The sequence below is a fragment of the Chitinivorax sp. PXF-14 genome (genome assembly GCF_040812015.1).
Taxonomy (GTDB): domain Bacteria; phylum Pseudomonadota; class Gammaproteobacteria; order Burkholderiales; family SCOH01; genus JBFNXJ01.
This window is the reverse complement of sequence record NZ_JBFNXJ010000001.1, coordinates 61,026-74,379: the sequence shown is the minus strand read 5'-3', so window position 1 is coordinate 74,379 and position 13,354 is coordinate 61,026. Positions and strand designations below refer to the sequence as shown.

The 13,354-nt window shown below is 63.3% G+C and carries 17 protein-coding genes; 5 read left to right on the top strand and 12 right to left on the bottom strand.

All coding sequences use genetic code 11. The annotated features are described in order from the left end of the window. Window position 1 precedes the first annotated feature (1 nt). The 10 genes from ABWL39_RS00405 to ABWL39_RS00360 form a co-directional block, all read right to left on the bottom strand. The gene (locus tag ABWL39_RS00405; protein WP_236213235.1) at window positions 2-280 is read right to left on the bottom strand and encodes a hypothetical protein; all 279 of its coding nucleotides are present in this window, start codon (window positions 278-280) and stop codon (window positions 2-4) included. Next, window positions 280-1,302 (bottom strand): major capsid protein, encoded by a 1,023-nt coding sequence (locus ABWL39_RS00400; RefSeq protein WP_367786146.1) that lies wholly within the window; start codon window positions 1,300-1,302, stop codon window positions 280-282. Before ABWL39_RS00400 ends, ABWL39_RS00405 begins: the two co-directional genes overlap by 1 nt. Before the next feature lie 87 nt (window positions 1,303-1,389). Continuing rightward, window positions 1,390-1,767, bottom strand: a complete 378-nt coding sequence (locus tag ABWL39_RS00395; RefSeq protein ID WP_367786144.1) for a head decoration protein — start codon at window positions 1,765-1,767, stop codon at window positions 1,390-1,392. 3 nt (window positions 1,768-1,770) lie between these two features. Beyond that, window positions 1,771-3,078, bottom strand: coding sequence for a S49 family peptidase (locus ABWL39_RS00390; protein WP_367786142.1), 1,308 nt, complete (start codon window positions 3,076-3,078; stop codon window positions 1,771-1,773). A gap of 1 nt (window position 3,079) precedes the next feature. Beyond that, a complete protein-coding gene (locus ABWL39_RS00385) occupies window positions 3,080-4,624 on the bottom strand; it encodes a phage portal protein (protein WP_367786140.1) in 1,545 nt (514 codons plus the stop codon). 2 nt (window positions 4,625-4,626) lie between these two features. Continuing rightward, window positions 4,627-4,848 carry a phage head-tail joining protein gene (locus ABWL39_RS00380; RefSeq protein WP_367786138.1) on the bottom strand — a complete coding sequence of 74 codons (222 nt, stop codon included), beginning with the start codon at window positions 4,846-4,848 and terminating at the stop codon, window positions 4,627-4,629. Then, window positions 4,848-5,240 carry a hypothetical protein gene (locus ABWL39_RS00375; RefSeq protein ID WP_367786136.1) on the bottom strand — a complete coding sequence of 131 codons (393 nt, stop codon included), beginning with the start codon at window positions 5,238-5,240 and terminating at the stop codon, window positions 4,848-4,850. Before ABWL39_RS00375 ends, ABWL39_RS00380 begins: the two co-directional genes overlap by 1 nt. Beyond that, window positions 5,240-5,731: a hypothetical protein gene (locus tag ABWL39_RS00370; RefSeq protein ID WP_012080616.1), complete on the bottom strand. Its 492-nt coding sequence runs from the start codon at window positions 5,729-5,731 to the stop codon at window positions 5,240-5,242. Before ABWL39_RS00370 ends, ABWL39_RS00375 begins: the two co-directional genes overlap by 1 nt. 17 nt (window positions 5,732-5,748) lie before the next feature. Then, a complete protein-coding gene (locus ABWL39_RS00365; RefSeq protein WP_367786134.1) occupies window positions 5,749-7,710 on the bottom strand; it encodes a phage terminase large subunit family protein in 1,962 nt (653 codons plus the stop codon). Then, window positions 7,710-8,246, bottom strand: coding sequence for an elements of external origin (locus tag ABWL39_RS00360; protein WP_367786132.1), 537 nt, complete (start codon window positions 8,244-8,246; stop codon window positions 7,710-7,712). Before ABWL39_RS00360 ends, ABWL39_RS00365 begins: the two co-directional genes overlap by 1 nt. Window positions 8,247-8,375: 129 nt before the next feature. Between ABWL39_RS00360 and ABWL39_RS00355 the strand changes: the two genes are divergently transcribed. The 5 genes from ABWL39_RS00355 (at window position 8,376) to ABWL39_RS00335 (ending at window position 10,437) form a co-directional block, all read left to right on the top strand. Continuing rightward, entirely contained in the window at window positions 8,376-8,573 is a 198-nt protein-coding gene (locus ABWL39_RS00355) for a hypothetical protein (protein WP_055451284.1), read from the top strand. A gap of 94 nt (window positions 8,574-8,667) precedes the next feature. Further along, window positions 8,668-9,264 carry a DUF3489 domain-containing protein gene (locus ABWL39_RS00350; protein WP_367786129.1) on the top strand — a complete coding sequence of 199 codons (597 nt, stop codon included), beginning with the start codon at window positions 8,668-8,670 and terminating at the stop codon, window positions 9,262-9,264. A gap of 114 nt (window positions 9,265-9,378) precedes the next feature. After that, a complete protein-coding gene (locus ABWL39_RS00345; protein WP_367786127.1) occupies window positions 9,379-9,738 on the top strand; it encodes a hypothetical protein in 360 nt (119 codons plus the stop codon). Window positions 9,739-9,835: 97 nt separating this feature from the next. Continuing rightward, window positions 9,836-10,198, top strand: a complete 363-nt coding sequence (locus ABWL39_RS00340; RefSeq protein ID WP_367786125.1) for a hypothetical protein — start codon at window positions 9,836-9,838, stop codon at window positions 10,196-10,198. Further along, window positions 10,198-10,437, top strand: coding sequence for a hypothetical protein (locus tag ABWL39_RS00335; RefSeq protein WP_367786123.1), 240 nt, complete (start codon window positions 10,198-10,200; stop codon window positions 10,435-10,437). Before ABWL39_RS00340 ends, ABWL39_RS00335 begins: the two co-directional genes overlap by 1 nt. Here ABWL39_RS00335 and ABWL39_RS00330 read toward each other — a convergent pair. Next, window positions 10,382-11,617 (bottom strand): site-specific DNA-methyltransferase, encoded by a 1,236-nt coding sequence (locus tag ABWL39_RS00330; protein ID WP_367786121.1) that lies wholly within the window; start codon window positions 11,615-11,617, stop codon window positions 10,382-10,384. The two genes, ABWL39_RS00335 and ABWL39_RS00330, sit on opposite strands and share 56 nt — an antisense overlap. Then, a complete protein-coding gene (locus tag ABWL39_RS00325; protein WP_367786119.1) occupies window positions 11,614-13,038 on the bottom strand; it encodes a site-specific DNA-methyltransferase in 1,425 nt (474 codons plus the stop codon). Before ABWL39_RS00325 ends, ABWL39_RS00330 begins: the two co-directional genes overlap by 4 nt. Between the last annotated feature and the right edge of the window lie 316 nt (window positions 13,039-13,354).

Here is a 13,354-nt window from a genome sequence, read left to right as displayed (position 1 = left end):
CTCAGAGTTGGGAGAGCGAGGCGCGACGCTCGGTGCCGTCGCCGATGGCGCGCACGTCGCGCACCTGATAGGTGTTGCCTGCCACCTCGACCGTGTCCCCTGCAGCCAGCGTCAGCCAGGACGCCGGGTAGTCGATCTGGTAGTCCCGCGATAGCGCAAAACCATCCAGCACGGTTTCGTCCGGGGCACGGAAGGCACAGTGGACTGTGGTGCCCGCCACCGTGACGGCGGTCAGCAGTCCTGCACTGCGTGCCGCCTCGTACAACGTCGCGACATCCATCAGGCAGCAACGAGCTTGATCAGCACGCCTGGGCGATGGCACATCGGAAGCGGGTTGCTCTGCGTGTGAAGATCGGTACCCCGGTCGAACTTGCGTGGCTCCTGCTTGGCATACAGCGGCTGGCCGATGGTGTTCACGGTCTCGTTGAAGTCCGCTGGCGCGAAGTAGGTCGCGAAGGTATCCACCGTGCCGACCGGGAAGGCATGGGCTTCCCCTGCGGCAATGAAGCGGCGCGACCCCAGCGTGCCGTCGGCTTGCACAAAGGAAGCCTGGCCCCGGTATTCCTCAAAGGTGATGCCGCTGTAGCTGAAGCCCGAGCGCATATCGTTGATCAGCACTGCGCCCTGCTGCCAGTTCTGGTAGGCGGTCTTGACCTCTTTGTGGGTCGTCAGCGCCCGGAAGAACTCGGTCGAGCAAAGCACATGCACGCCGGTCGAGAACTCGCCGGTGAGTCCATCTTCCATGAGGCCCAGCAACTCCAGGCAGGCAGTCTTGATTTGCCCGTTGTCGGCCGCCGTCGAAAACTCGAAGGACACCGATTGCGCAGTGATGTCGAACTCGTCGAACAGATCGACGAGCTCACTGCCATCAGCGTCGAGGATCTTGCCTTTGAGCGCACCCATGCGCAGATGCTCCAGGGTGATCGCGTGCTTGTTGCGCATGGTCTCCAGATGGCGGGCCATGACACCGCCGATGGCTTCCATTTCGGTTTCGGAACCGAAGGCGCGCAGTCCTTGCACTTCCTCGGGCAGCACCACGTCGTCGTGGGGGATGTGCGGGATCACGAAGGAACGCAGGTTGCGCTTGCCACGCTCACCCACCGTGCCGGGCGAACCGGGCGCCCGGGTGGGCAGCAGATTCAGACGACCGGCGTACTCCTCGACGATGATCTGCCGGGTGCGCACCGGCTTGGCCGGGAACAGGTTGAGTTGCTCCAGCCGCCCATAGCGGTTGGGGATGAGGTTGATGGCGGCCGTCAGGCTGGCCATCGAGAAGCCGGGGTTTTCAAAAGGGTTCTGCATTTGGGATCTCCAGAAATGACGAAACCCGCCAGCGGCGGGTTTTGGGGGGAGTGAAACGGAGCGTTGGAAGTGGGTCAGGCGCGGGTTTTAGGCACTCTCGCGGGCAAGGACTCCACGTTCTGCGAGTTGCTTGATGGCAGCCACTTTGTGCGCAGTGCTGATGCCGGTCGGCCAGACCAGTGCGCCGCGTGCGACGATGGCGTGGCGGGCGATCAGGATCGCGTCCTCACGGTCGATCAGCGTCGCATCGACGTCACTGCCGAGCACGCCAACGGCGGTTTCCGTGCCGTCCGAGGCGCTCGGGTCGAGGGCCTTGAGCTTGGCGGTAGCCGTTTCGCGGCCCACCACGGTGCCCAGCGACAGGTTCTGCGCGGCCGCGACGGTGTCCTGGTCACGCGAGTAGAGATTCGGCGCTTCGTACTTCAACAGGTCGCCGAGATTTTTGGGTTGAGAGACAGTGGGCATGGCTTACTCCTTGGCGGTGAGTTTCTTGACGGCAGCGACCACCGGACTGTTTTCCGGGTGCTGGCTGGTTCCTGCATCGGCGGTGATACGCGAGGCGATTTCGGGTTGGTCGGCACGGGCGTCGAGCAAGGCGCGGCGCACCTGCGCTTCCGAGAAGCCTGCTGCGAGGAATTCCGCCGTGCGTTGGGACTGGCCCGCGATCAGGCACATCTCTGCAATGGCCTGTGCTTGGCCGCGCCCGCTGGCGAACGACTGCGACAGTGCGGCTTGGGCAACAGGCGTCGGTTGCGGATCGCTGTCGGTCTGCGGCTGGTCGCCCTGTGGGGCGGTGTCGGCCGGATCGCTCGGGTTTTCGTGGTCATCTTTCGGGTCGGTCATGGTGTTCTCCAGGGTGAAAGGTTTGCTTCGGGGCGGGTTTGAAATGGCTTGCGCGGGCAGGCTTCGCGGCGAGGCGCGGGCCACACCGGGCTGCGCCAGCCGCTGCTTGGCCGCCAACGCGTCGGTGAACTCGGTCATCACCGCATCAAACGGCATCACTGCGTCGGCGAGGCCTGCTGCCACCGCCTGCTCGCCATAGAACAGCCCCGCCTCGGTGGCGCGCACGGCATCCGGATCGATGCCGCGCATCTGTCCGACCTGATTCACGAAGATGTCGTAGAGGCGATCCACCTCGGTCTGCAACGCGGTGGTGGCCTGGGGGGTGAGTGGCTCGTGCGGGGAGAAATCGTTCTTGTGGCTGCCCGCGAAGACAGCCGTGTAGTTCAGGCCGTCCTTGGCGTCCTTCACCGACTGGTCGACGTGTAGCGCGATCACGCCAATAGACCCGACGCCAGCGGTCTGCGACAGAGTCAGGCGCTGGCAGGCTGCCGCGATGGCAAAAGCCGCCGAGTACGCGGCATCGTTGGCGTGCGCCCAGATCGGCTTGATGGTGCTGGCGGCGCGGATGCGCTCGGCCAGTTCGAACACACCCGAGGCCTCGCCGCCGGGCGAATCCAGATCGAGCAGGATGCCCGCCACCTGCGGGTCGGCCAGCGCGGCGTCCAGTCGGGCTTCGATCTCGCCGTAGGACATCAGGCCAGAGGCGGCTTCGATACCCATCGAACGTCTGACCAGCGTGCCGACCACCGGGATGACGGCAATGCCAGCCTGACCCGATGTGGCGCTTTGGCGCGGCATGGGCAGCGGCATTGCCATGTCCAGATCAGGCAAGCCGATGCGGGAACCCAGCACGGAGAGGATCACGTCGAGTTTGGGACGCGCAATGAGGAGCGGCGTCCCGTAGAGGCGGGACGCCAGATGAACGAGTTGCATGTCAGTTGTCCTGTTGGTCTTGCGGCACGGTCACCGTGGCGGCCGCATTCATGGGAGCGCCCAATGCCGATGGTTGGGGCGCTTTGTCGTGGCGCGGGTCGGAGTCGAAAACCAGACCGAGCGCATCGGCGCGCTGGTTGTCGGCGGCGATCTCGCGGTCGATATCCTCGGCGTCGTAGCCGAAGGCCGAGATGGCTTCCGATCGAGACAGCAGCCCGGCGCGAATGGCGGTCAGCATCGCGTCGAATTCCTTCTTGGGATCGACCCACTGCCAACCCTGTGGAATCCATTTGGCCGCGAAGTAGTCACGCTTCTTCTCGGTGAACTGCGGCAGCGCCAGCGCGCCTTCAAGTAGCGCCTGCTCCATCCAGGCACGCCAGATCGGACGGCACAGCTGGTGGACGATCACGCCGTGCTGGATGGCCTCACAGCGGCGGCGAAATTCCAGCAGCCCGGCCCGGATCGACGAGTAGTTCACTTGCGTCAGGTCGCCGGTCAGCATCTCGTAGGTGATGCCCATCGCCGCTGCCACCGCCCGGAACTGCATGCGCAGGAATTCGGCGTAGCTCGCACCCACGTCGGCAGGCTGACTGAACTTCACGTCCTCGCCGGGCTCCAGGATCTGCATCGTGCCCGGCTCCAGCCCGGCCAATGCTGCACCACTGGCATCCGGTAGTCCTTCACCCATCAGGTTGTCTTCAGGTGACAGGCGCGTGATGAAGCCCGCGAACATCGCGGCGGTTTTCTTGCGCACGAGCTCGGCGTCGTCGTACTGGTCGAGTTCGTTGAGCTTGACCAGTGCGCGCGCCAGCCACGGTTCGCCCCGGATCTGTCCGGGCCGCAAGGGACGAAACAGGTGAATGATTTCGCTGGCCGGGACACGCACTGTGTCGAGACCCCCCACCACGCCACCAGTGCCCGACATCGGAGCCAGTGAGCCATCACCCGGGTGTGAGCGATACAGGTGGTAAGCCACCCGCCGTCCGAGCTTGTCGAACTCGATGCCCGCACGGATGACGTTTCCGGAAGCCAATTCCTGATTCAGCGTGGCTGGCAGGTGTTCGGGTTCGAGCAACTGCAATTGCAGGCCCACCGGCAGGCCATCCTCCGGGCGGCGATAGCGCAGCCGCACCAGACATTCCCCGCCTTCGAGCATGGCGCGACAGGCCAATGCCTGCAGGCCGTAGAAATCGGTCAGTCCAGCGGCATCGGCTTCCTCGCACCAGTCCCACCACAGGCTGTGGATCGCTTCGCGCAAGGACTGATCAGCCAGCATGCTCTGCGGCTTGATGCCAGTACCGATGGCGTTCGAGACAAAGGCTTCAACGCCTGCCGCTGCCCAGGCATTGCGGCGTACCAGATCGCGGCTCTTGGCGCGCAATTCGTTCTGGGTGAACGCCAGCGCTGCGACTGCACCGGGATTACTGACCTGCCACGCCAAGGCGCGACGGCCGCCGCCGATGCCGTCATAGAACGGGGTGCCGCCAAGCAGACTCATGCCGACGCCTTTTCGTATCCGATCACGCATTCGGTCAAACCATTGCATGTTCAGAACCCTTTGCCGGTGGTGACCCGGATCTGGCGTGGCGCGCCAGGCCACAGTCCGGTGTCCACAGCCTGCTCGAAGAGGTCGCGCTTGACAGCCGAAATGGCGGCCTGGAGTTCATCGACGCTGCGGTACTCGACGGTCTTGTCGCCAAAGGTCACGCGCTTTTCGCCCTTGACCAGCGCCGCTTCCAGTGCGTCGAGGTGTGCTTGTGTGTAAGCCATCAGCGGTACACCGTGAGGTTGATTTCGGAGGAGTCGTCGAACGATGCAGACGTGGTGGCGCAACTGATGTCGACGTACTGAGCGGTCTTCTGGTCGATACTGGATCGCACGATGGCAATGCGCTGCGTGCCGCTGTTGGTGCTGCTGCGGGCAAGCGCCGTCCAGCAATAGTTGGCGTCGGGCATGGCAACGGCGAAGGTCACGCGGTAGCGACCCGCCGCCGTCCTGGTCACGCTGGCCACGTTGTGCGACGACCGCACGACGATCTGGTTGCCGACGTAGCCGAAGCACACCCACGCCCGGGCCAAACCGGGGTGGGTTGCGTCGATCTTGGTCTTGACCTCGAGTCCGACACGACTGGCCAACGCACTGATGCGCGATGCGAGGCTCATCAGACCAGCGCACCCACAAAGACCGCGACGAAATCAGTGTCGGTGTTGCCGACATCACTGGCCGCGACGGCACCGATGTTGCTGCGTGCCTGAAGTTGCTCGGCCACGGTCAGCGACTGCGCCGCATCGAAGCGCACACGGTTGTTGACGGCGGCGAGCAGCGCATCCAGGCCACTGGTGCCGTTCTGCAGCAGTTGCTGGATTTCCACCAGCGTGTCGTAGGCAGCATCGGCACCGCCCAAGATCTCGGTCTTGAGTGCATCGAGCAGCGAGACGATCTTGTTGGACGAGTACGTGGTCGTGGCCGCGACGTGCGCATCGTCGATCACCGCCGACGACACCACGGCGGCTTTCAGTTCGTTGATGGCTGCGACCAGATTCGACTTGTCGGTGGTGGTGAGGTTGGCCAGGTTGCCCGCCTTGGCGCGGACGTCGTTGAACTCCTGCGCGACGCGGATGACCAGACTTTCGATACGGGTAGCAAGACTCATGTTTTCTCCTTTGGGTGTCAGGACAGCCAGCGGCTTTTGATCACGCGCCGACCGGTGTTACGGTTGCCAGAAACAGCGAGGCCACCGCGTTGGGTGGCCTCGTTGATCGATTCAGTAGGTGTTTCAAGGGCTGGCGGACCGGCCAGCCCCAGTTGTCGCTCCAGTTCCCGCCAGTGACGTTCCTCGAAGCGATCCAGACCCGCCGCCGATGCAGCCGCGCGGGCGTAGACGTAGCAGTCGAGCGCCTCATTGCGCTCGCGCATCTTTTGCCACTCGCGCACCGGGAAGCCGTTGCGGTCGCGGCGGGTGATCAGTTGTTCCGCGCAGAGTTGCTGGATGAACTCAGCGTCGATCTTGGGCAGATGGACGAACCCGGCCGGGAACACCGTGGTCAATCCGTCCTCGCCAACATCTGCGCTCTTGCGCAGGTTGTTGTAGAACTCGAGCTTGGCGATGCTGACCGCCACCTTGTACACCTTGATGCCCCGGCGCAGCTTCTTGCCACCCTGCGAGACATCGATGGCGGTCGGCGTGCCGATCAAGGCTGCACCGCGAGGCACCCCCTTGACCGCCATCACACGCGAATCGCGGCAAGCCCGCACAAAGGCGTAGGCCTCCTGCGTCGCAAAGCCGGTATCCAAGGCAAAACGCACCAGCGGCATCGCCGCGCCGGAGGCGTGTGTCCAGGTTTCGGCCAGCATTTCAGCAAGGCGCTTCCATACCGCGTCGCGGGCGGTGTCACCCATCAGCACGCGGTGCTCAACCAGCCAGGACTCCTTGCCGCGCCCAAAGGCCCAGACCGACGCTTCGATGCGATCTTTCTGCACGTCGGCCGCGCCGACCAAGAGCAGACCGCCTTGCGGCACGCTGCCGACACGGTAGTCTTCTCGGCGCTCGACCAGTCTTTGCCAGTCCGGTGCTTCGCCTTCCTCGACCCACGTTTCGCCAAGCTCGGTGTTCTTGAAGGTCTTGATGGCAGCGGCCGATCCCGACTCCTTACTGACGGCGGCTTCCCACGCAGCGGCGATTTCACGCCACGAACGCCAGCCCACCGGGCTGTACAGTGACGACAGGTGGAAGCCTGCCGTCTTGCCCGTGCCATCGGTGATCATCACGCGCCACTCGCCGTGCTCCAGCATCCACGTCTTGTGGTGCTCGGCAATCGCGGTGTCACATGACTCGCAGATGTAGGCAGCCGTCTCCGGTTGCCCTTTGTCCCAACGCAGCTGCTCGAAACGCAGCCACTGCCGATGCGAGCAATGCGGACAAGGCACGAAGTAGCGACGTTGGTCACTGGCCTCGTACTCGCGTTCGATAGCCGACGCCCCTGAGATCGTCGGCGTCGAGACGATGAAGATCTTGCGCCGCGCGAAGGTGCGGGTGCGCGCCTCGGCCAGCGAGATCGCATCGCCTTCACCCTCGACGTCCAACGGATAGCCATCGACCTCGTCGAGAAACAGATACCGCACCGGCATTGAGCGCAGTCCGACCGCGCTGTTGGCCCCGGTCATCACCAGCACGCCACCCCGGAACTCCTTGGCCAGGATGGTGTTGCCGGAATCCCGGCTGCGCGCCGGTGCAATCAGTTCAGCCAGTGCGGACGACTCCTCGATCAGCGAATCGATCCGCTGCTTGGAGTTGCGCTTGGCCATCTCCACTGTCGGCCACACCGCCATCATTGGCCCGGGTGCGTGATGGATCACATAGCCGATCCAGTTCGATCCCATCTCGGTCGCGCCAAGCTGCGCGGCTTTCATGAACACCACACGTTCGACCGGCGAGGTCGGCGACAGGCAATCCATGATCGCTTTCAGGTACGGCGTGCGGCTGGTACGCCAGCGCCCAGGCTCTGCAGACGCCTTGCTGGAGAGCATCCGGTGGCGATCCGACCATTCGGACACGGTGAGCAGCGGGTCGGGCGTCAGTCCTTCGCGCCACGCGCGTTCAATCTCGGCAGCGCCTTCATAGTCCATGTCCATCAATCCACCCTCGGGCGCATCTCGCCCAGTTCCTGCAGGTGCTCACGCACCGCCGCCTCCAAGGCGATGTGCATCGTGTGGGGATCGACGCCGAGCTTGGCTGCCATCTGTGCCGAGATGCGTGCGGGCCAGTTCAGCCACGCATCGCGTTCAGAGCGCGCCAGTTTGAAAACGTGGGCGATGGCCTGCGGCCGATCTACCAGCTCGCCCTTGAGGCGGGCCAGACGCACCTTGTTGGTTTGCGCCTTGACCACTTCGTTGACCGTGCGCGCCTGAAGCAAGGACGTGCCACCTGCTGGCAACGCTGTAGGCCCGTCACCCGTGGTGCCGCTGGTCTCCGGTACGGCGACCTTGACGGCGCGGGTGGCAGTTCCATTGCGAGGCGCATCGGAGTTGCGTGCCCATTCGCGGTCGACGCGCTCGGCATCAATCGTTCCGTCTGCCTCCGGCGTGATCCGCCCAGCAGCGATGGCCTTGCGCACCGCTGCATCGGACACCCCTCGGTGGCGTGCGTAGGCACGAATCGAAATACCCATATTTCCCCTTCGGGGCACCTTCAATCATTTGTTCGCTCATTTGCCAAATTCGCCTGCGGATTGAGCTTGGCTTCCATCTGGAACAGCGCGTTCATACGTTCGTCATCAACACCATGAAAGGACACGGACATGAGCAAGCTCGAACAACTCCTGACCCAGATCGCGCAAAACAAGCTGGGCATCGAAACCCTGGAAACCCGCCGCTCTGACAGCCTCGATTTCCACGATGTAGCGGTCTGGTGCCTACGCGATGCGCTTGAAGCCGCCTTCAACGCGGGTCTTGAGCAGGGGCGCAATGCCAACCCGTCAGACAAGGCCAACACCTGATTGCGAAGCGAAGAGGCCAAGCAGAAAGCGCTTGGCTTCACTTGAGAACAGCGCGTTCATCACATCACCGTCCACTACATCGAAGGAGCAAAACATGACCACCACCCAACTGACCCCGGCACAGCACGCGATCCTGGACCACGCGGTTGAACACACCAGCGGCAAGATCGACTGGTTCCCCGACAACATCAAAGGCGGCGCACGCAAAAAGGTGCTCGACGGACTTTTCAACCGCGCACTGATCACCACCGACGGCACCGACTGGTTTGTCGCTGCGGAGGGCTACGACGCCCTGGGCATTCCGCGTCCCGACGTGAACAGGAAGGGCATCGGCCAGTTCGAAGCCAATCTCGACCGGATCATCGCCAACGCTGAAGGCGCGCCTGCGGCCGCGAGCGATCCCGAACTGGAAGCCGCCGTCACCGCCGCCGAAGCAACGTGGGTACAAGAGCCGACGCAGGCCAAGCCGCGCACCCGCGACAACAGCAAGCAGGCCGAAGTGATCCGGATGCTGCAACGCCCCGAGGGCGCAACCATCGGCCAAATCTACACCGCCACCGGTTGGCAGGCGCACACGGTGCGCGGCACCTTCGCTGGAGCCTTCAAGAAGAAGCTCGGCCTGAACATCGTCTCGGACAAGCCGCAGGGTGGCGAGCGGATCTACCGCATCGCCCGAAAACGAGCACAGTGAGTTTCGGCAAAGCCAAAAAAACGGCGAGAGGAGCCATGAATAGCTTGGCTTCTCTCCCCACCAGCGCGTTCATACAGGTGTCGTGATTGACGACGCCATACCAGGAAAACCGCCATGAGCACCATGACCATCACCATCGAACGCACCCCACGCACCCTGCAGTTCGCAGGCCAAAGCCTCCAGGTCGAAGAGTTGAGTATCCGCCTGCCGTTTGCACGCAAACCTGCCGACCTCGGCGAACTGGGCGGTCGCGACCAGCACAAGGTCTACATCACCGAGACCAAGGAGCTCACCCCTGCCGAATTCGACGCCTTTGGGCGCAGCCTGCTGGTGTCACGCGACTGGCTGCATGGCAAGGGTGGGGGCACTGGCGACGGCTACATCTGCGTCGAGGTCACTGCTCCCGGACGCCCTTACCTCTACGTCAATCCCGAGGGCGGTGATTACGCCCGCTACGTAGCCCGTCTCGGGTGATCGCGATTGATCGAGAAAGAAGCCAGGAACAGCTTGGCTTCTCAATCGAACAGCGCGTTACTACAGGTGTCGCAACGATCAACCCGGAGAAGACACCATGACCACCAACCAGATACCCGCCACCCAAAACGAAGCCTGGGGTTTTTGGGGCACGATGAACGAACACGCCAGCGCCGCATGGCCCCTGGCCATGAACGCCATTTCGGATGCCACCCACCAGCCCCGCGAATCGGTGCAGACCTTCCTCGACAGTCGCCACGGACGCCACTTTGCCGACGACGTCCAGAACGGCTTGCACCAAGGCCAAGCCTTGCAGGATGCGATCAAGGCCACCACCCAACGTTGGATGGGCTGGACGATTGGCCGCCAGACCAGCAAGCAGTACGGCATCCCGCGCGGCCTGCCTTACCTGACAGGCTTTGTGATCCACTGCGAAATCTGCGAAGAGATGGCTGCCTGATGACAACGCTCGCCACCGAACGCGAGCAGGCGCTGCGTTGGCTGATTGCCAACCGGCGTCCAGACGTCTCCATCGAGCAGGCCGTGCGCGTCATGTGCATGGCTCTACCGCGCGATCTCACCACTCTGCGAATCCTGCGGCGCATCGCCGAGGAAGAAGAGGCCACGCAGCCTGGCCAGCCATTCAACTGGCGCACACTTCCTGGTCTGCTGCCTCGCGGATGGCCGTCTGGCCGGTGAAGTCCTCCCACCGGCGCACGATCACATCCACGTACTTCGGATCGAGTTCGATCAGTCGCGCGACGCGATCTGATTTTTCGGCCGCAATCAACGTTGTTCCGGAACCACCGAACGGATCGAGCACCACGTTACCCGGGCGGCTCGAATTGCGGATGGCTCGCTCGACCAGCTCCACCGGCTTCATCGTCGGATGCAGATCGTTCTTCTGCGGCTTCTTGATAGCCCACACATCGCCCTGATCGCGGTCACCACACCAGTGGCGTTGCGCACCCTCAGGCCATCCGTACAAGATAGGTTCGTACTGGCGCTGGTAGTCGGCACGGCCCAGCGTGAAGGTGTTCTTGGCCCAGATGATGAACGTCGACCACTTGCCACCGGCGGCGCGAAAGGCGGCCTGCAGCACATCCAGCTCGCTGGATGACATCGCCACATAGATGCCGCCCTGGCAGTTCGCCACAGTGGGCGTCAATGCTGCCAACAGGAAGTCGTAGAAGCCATCGCCCAAGTTGTCGTTCAGGATCGCGCGATCCTTGCCGCGCATCTTGTCCTTGGCGCTGTTGGCGTAGTTCACGTTGTACGGCGGGTCGGTGAAGACCATGTCTGCCACGTCGCCCTGCATCAGCCGGGCATAGCTCTCTGCCACAGTCGAGTCGCCGCACAGCAGGCGGTGCTGGCCCATGATCCAGACATCGCCCGGGCGCGAGATGGGTGTCTCGCCAACCTCCGGTACCGCGTCCTCATCTGTCTGGCCCTCATTGTCCGGCTCGTCGCCCGCGATCAGTTCGGCCAGCGCGTCGGCGTCAAAACCGGTGATGTCCAGATCGAAACCTTCCAGCTGCAAGTCCTCCAGCTCGATCCGCAACATCGCGTCATCCCAGCCAGCGTTCTCCGCGATGCGGTTGTCGGCGATGACCAAGGCGCGGCGCTGGGTCGGGCTCAGGTGATCAAGGACGACTACGGGCACGATCTCCAGCCCAAGTTTCTGCGCAGCGGCCAAGCGCCCGTGCCCAGCGACGATGATGCCGTCACTGCCTGCAAGGATCGGGTTGGTGAAGCCAAACTCGGCAATCGATGCGGCTATCTGCGCCACCTGATCATCCGAGTGCGTCCGCGCATTTCGGGCATAGGGCAGCAGTTTGGCTGTCGGCCACTGCTCGATCTTGTCTGCCAACCAGTTCATGCCAGCACCTCATCATCAACGGTGGTGGCGCGCTCGGCGGCAACCTGTTCGAACGATTGACCTGTTGCCAGCAGCGTGACCGGCACGCCAGGGTGGTTCTGCTGAAAGCGCTTGATGGCCACGTCCACGTACTCCGGCGCGATCTCCATGCTGCGGCAGAGGCGGCCAGTGCGCTGCGCGGCCAGCATCGTGGTACCGCTTCCACCGAAGGGCTCGAACACAATGTCTCGGGCTTCGGTGTAAGCCTCGATGGCAAACTCCGGCAACGCCACCGGGAACACAGCCGGGTGATCAATGTCCTGCCCGATCTTGCCCTTGTGGCGCATCACGCGGATCACCGAGTCGGGGATGCGGGTGTCCTGCGTCGGCTGACCCTTGTGAGTCCAGCCGCCGACCTCGCCATCCTTACCGCGCATCGCCGTGGAAGACCCGTCAGCGCGCAGGTGCGATTCCTGGCCTGCGTGCTTGCAAGGCACGATCTTGTTGGGCTTGCGGCTGCTGCGATTGAAGTGGAAAACAAACTCGAAGCTGGGAGCCAGTCGGCCCTGCCAGTCGCCAGGCATGCCTGGCCCCTGATCCCAGACGTACCACGCGAAGCGCCGCCACCCATGCTGACGCATCCAGGACAGCCAGCCGTCCCAATAGGGGATGACTTCGTTGTCGCGGTGGATCAACCCAAGGTTGACCAGCACCTGACCGTCGCCCGCCATTGGCAGATGCGCGAACACACCGCGCATCAGTGCATCCCAATCGGCGATGCCGCCGGAGGTGTAGTCGCGTTGATTGCCGTAAGGCGGCGAGGTGAAGCACAGCTGCGCGGTGTCACCCTGCATCAGCGTGGCGACAACGGCCGGGTCGGTGGCGTCGCCACAGATCAATCGGTGCGAGCCGATGGCCCAGACATCGCCTTCGCGCGACACTGCGACCACTGGCGCAGCAGGAACATCGTCTGCTGCATCGGGTTCGTCGGCGTCTGCTGCATCCTGCACCACCGGTTCTGCTTCAGTGGAGGTGGCATCAGCCAGCAGCGCGTCGATCTCGATGTTCTCGAAGCCGGTCAGCGACAACTCGTAACCTGCTTCGGAAAGCTCCGCCAGTTCGAGCGCCAACATCTCCGCATCCCAGCCAGCGTCAAGCGCCAGCCGGTTGTCGGCGATGACCAACGCACGTTTCTGCGCGGTGCTGAGGTGAGCCAGTTCGATCACCGGCACTTGATCCAGCCCGAGCTTGCGAGCAGCAGCCAGACGACCGTGGCCCGCGATGATGCCGTTGTCGCCATCAACCAGAACCGGGTTTGTCCAGCCGTATTCGACGATGCTGGCGGCGATCTTTGCGACTTGTGCCTCGGAATGCGTGCGCGGATTGCGGGCGTAGGGAATCAGCGCCTCGACCTTGCGGTACTCGACGTTGAGCGTGTTCAAAGATGATGTCCTGAAAATAGAAAACCCGCCGACGAAGCCGTGGGCGGGTTTTGGGGTTAGTGCGAACTGGCGGGGTGCGAACTGCGAACCGTGCGAACCTTGGTTCGCACCCTGACGCTAAAAAAGCGCCGCGCTCGCGCCCCCCGCATTGGTTTTTGGCCAGGAAGGACCCGTTGATTTCCGGGCTGCTTCCTCTGCCGTCACCTCTGTCCAGACGATAGATGAATACTACGCAAGATCAGGTCGTTTTGTTGCAGGGGTAAAAACCGCTGATTGCCGCTTGATGGCGCACATCCCCGACCATACGCGCCAAATC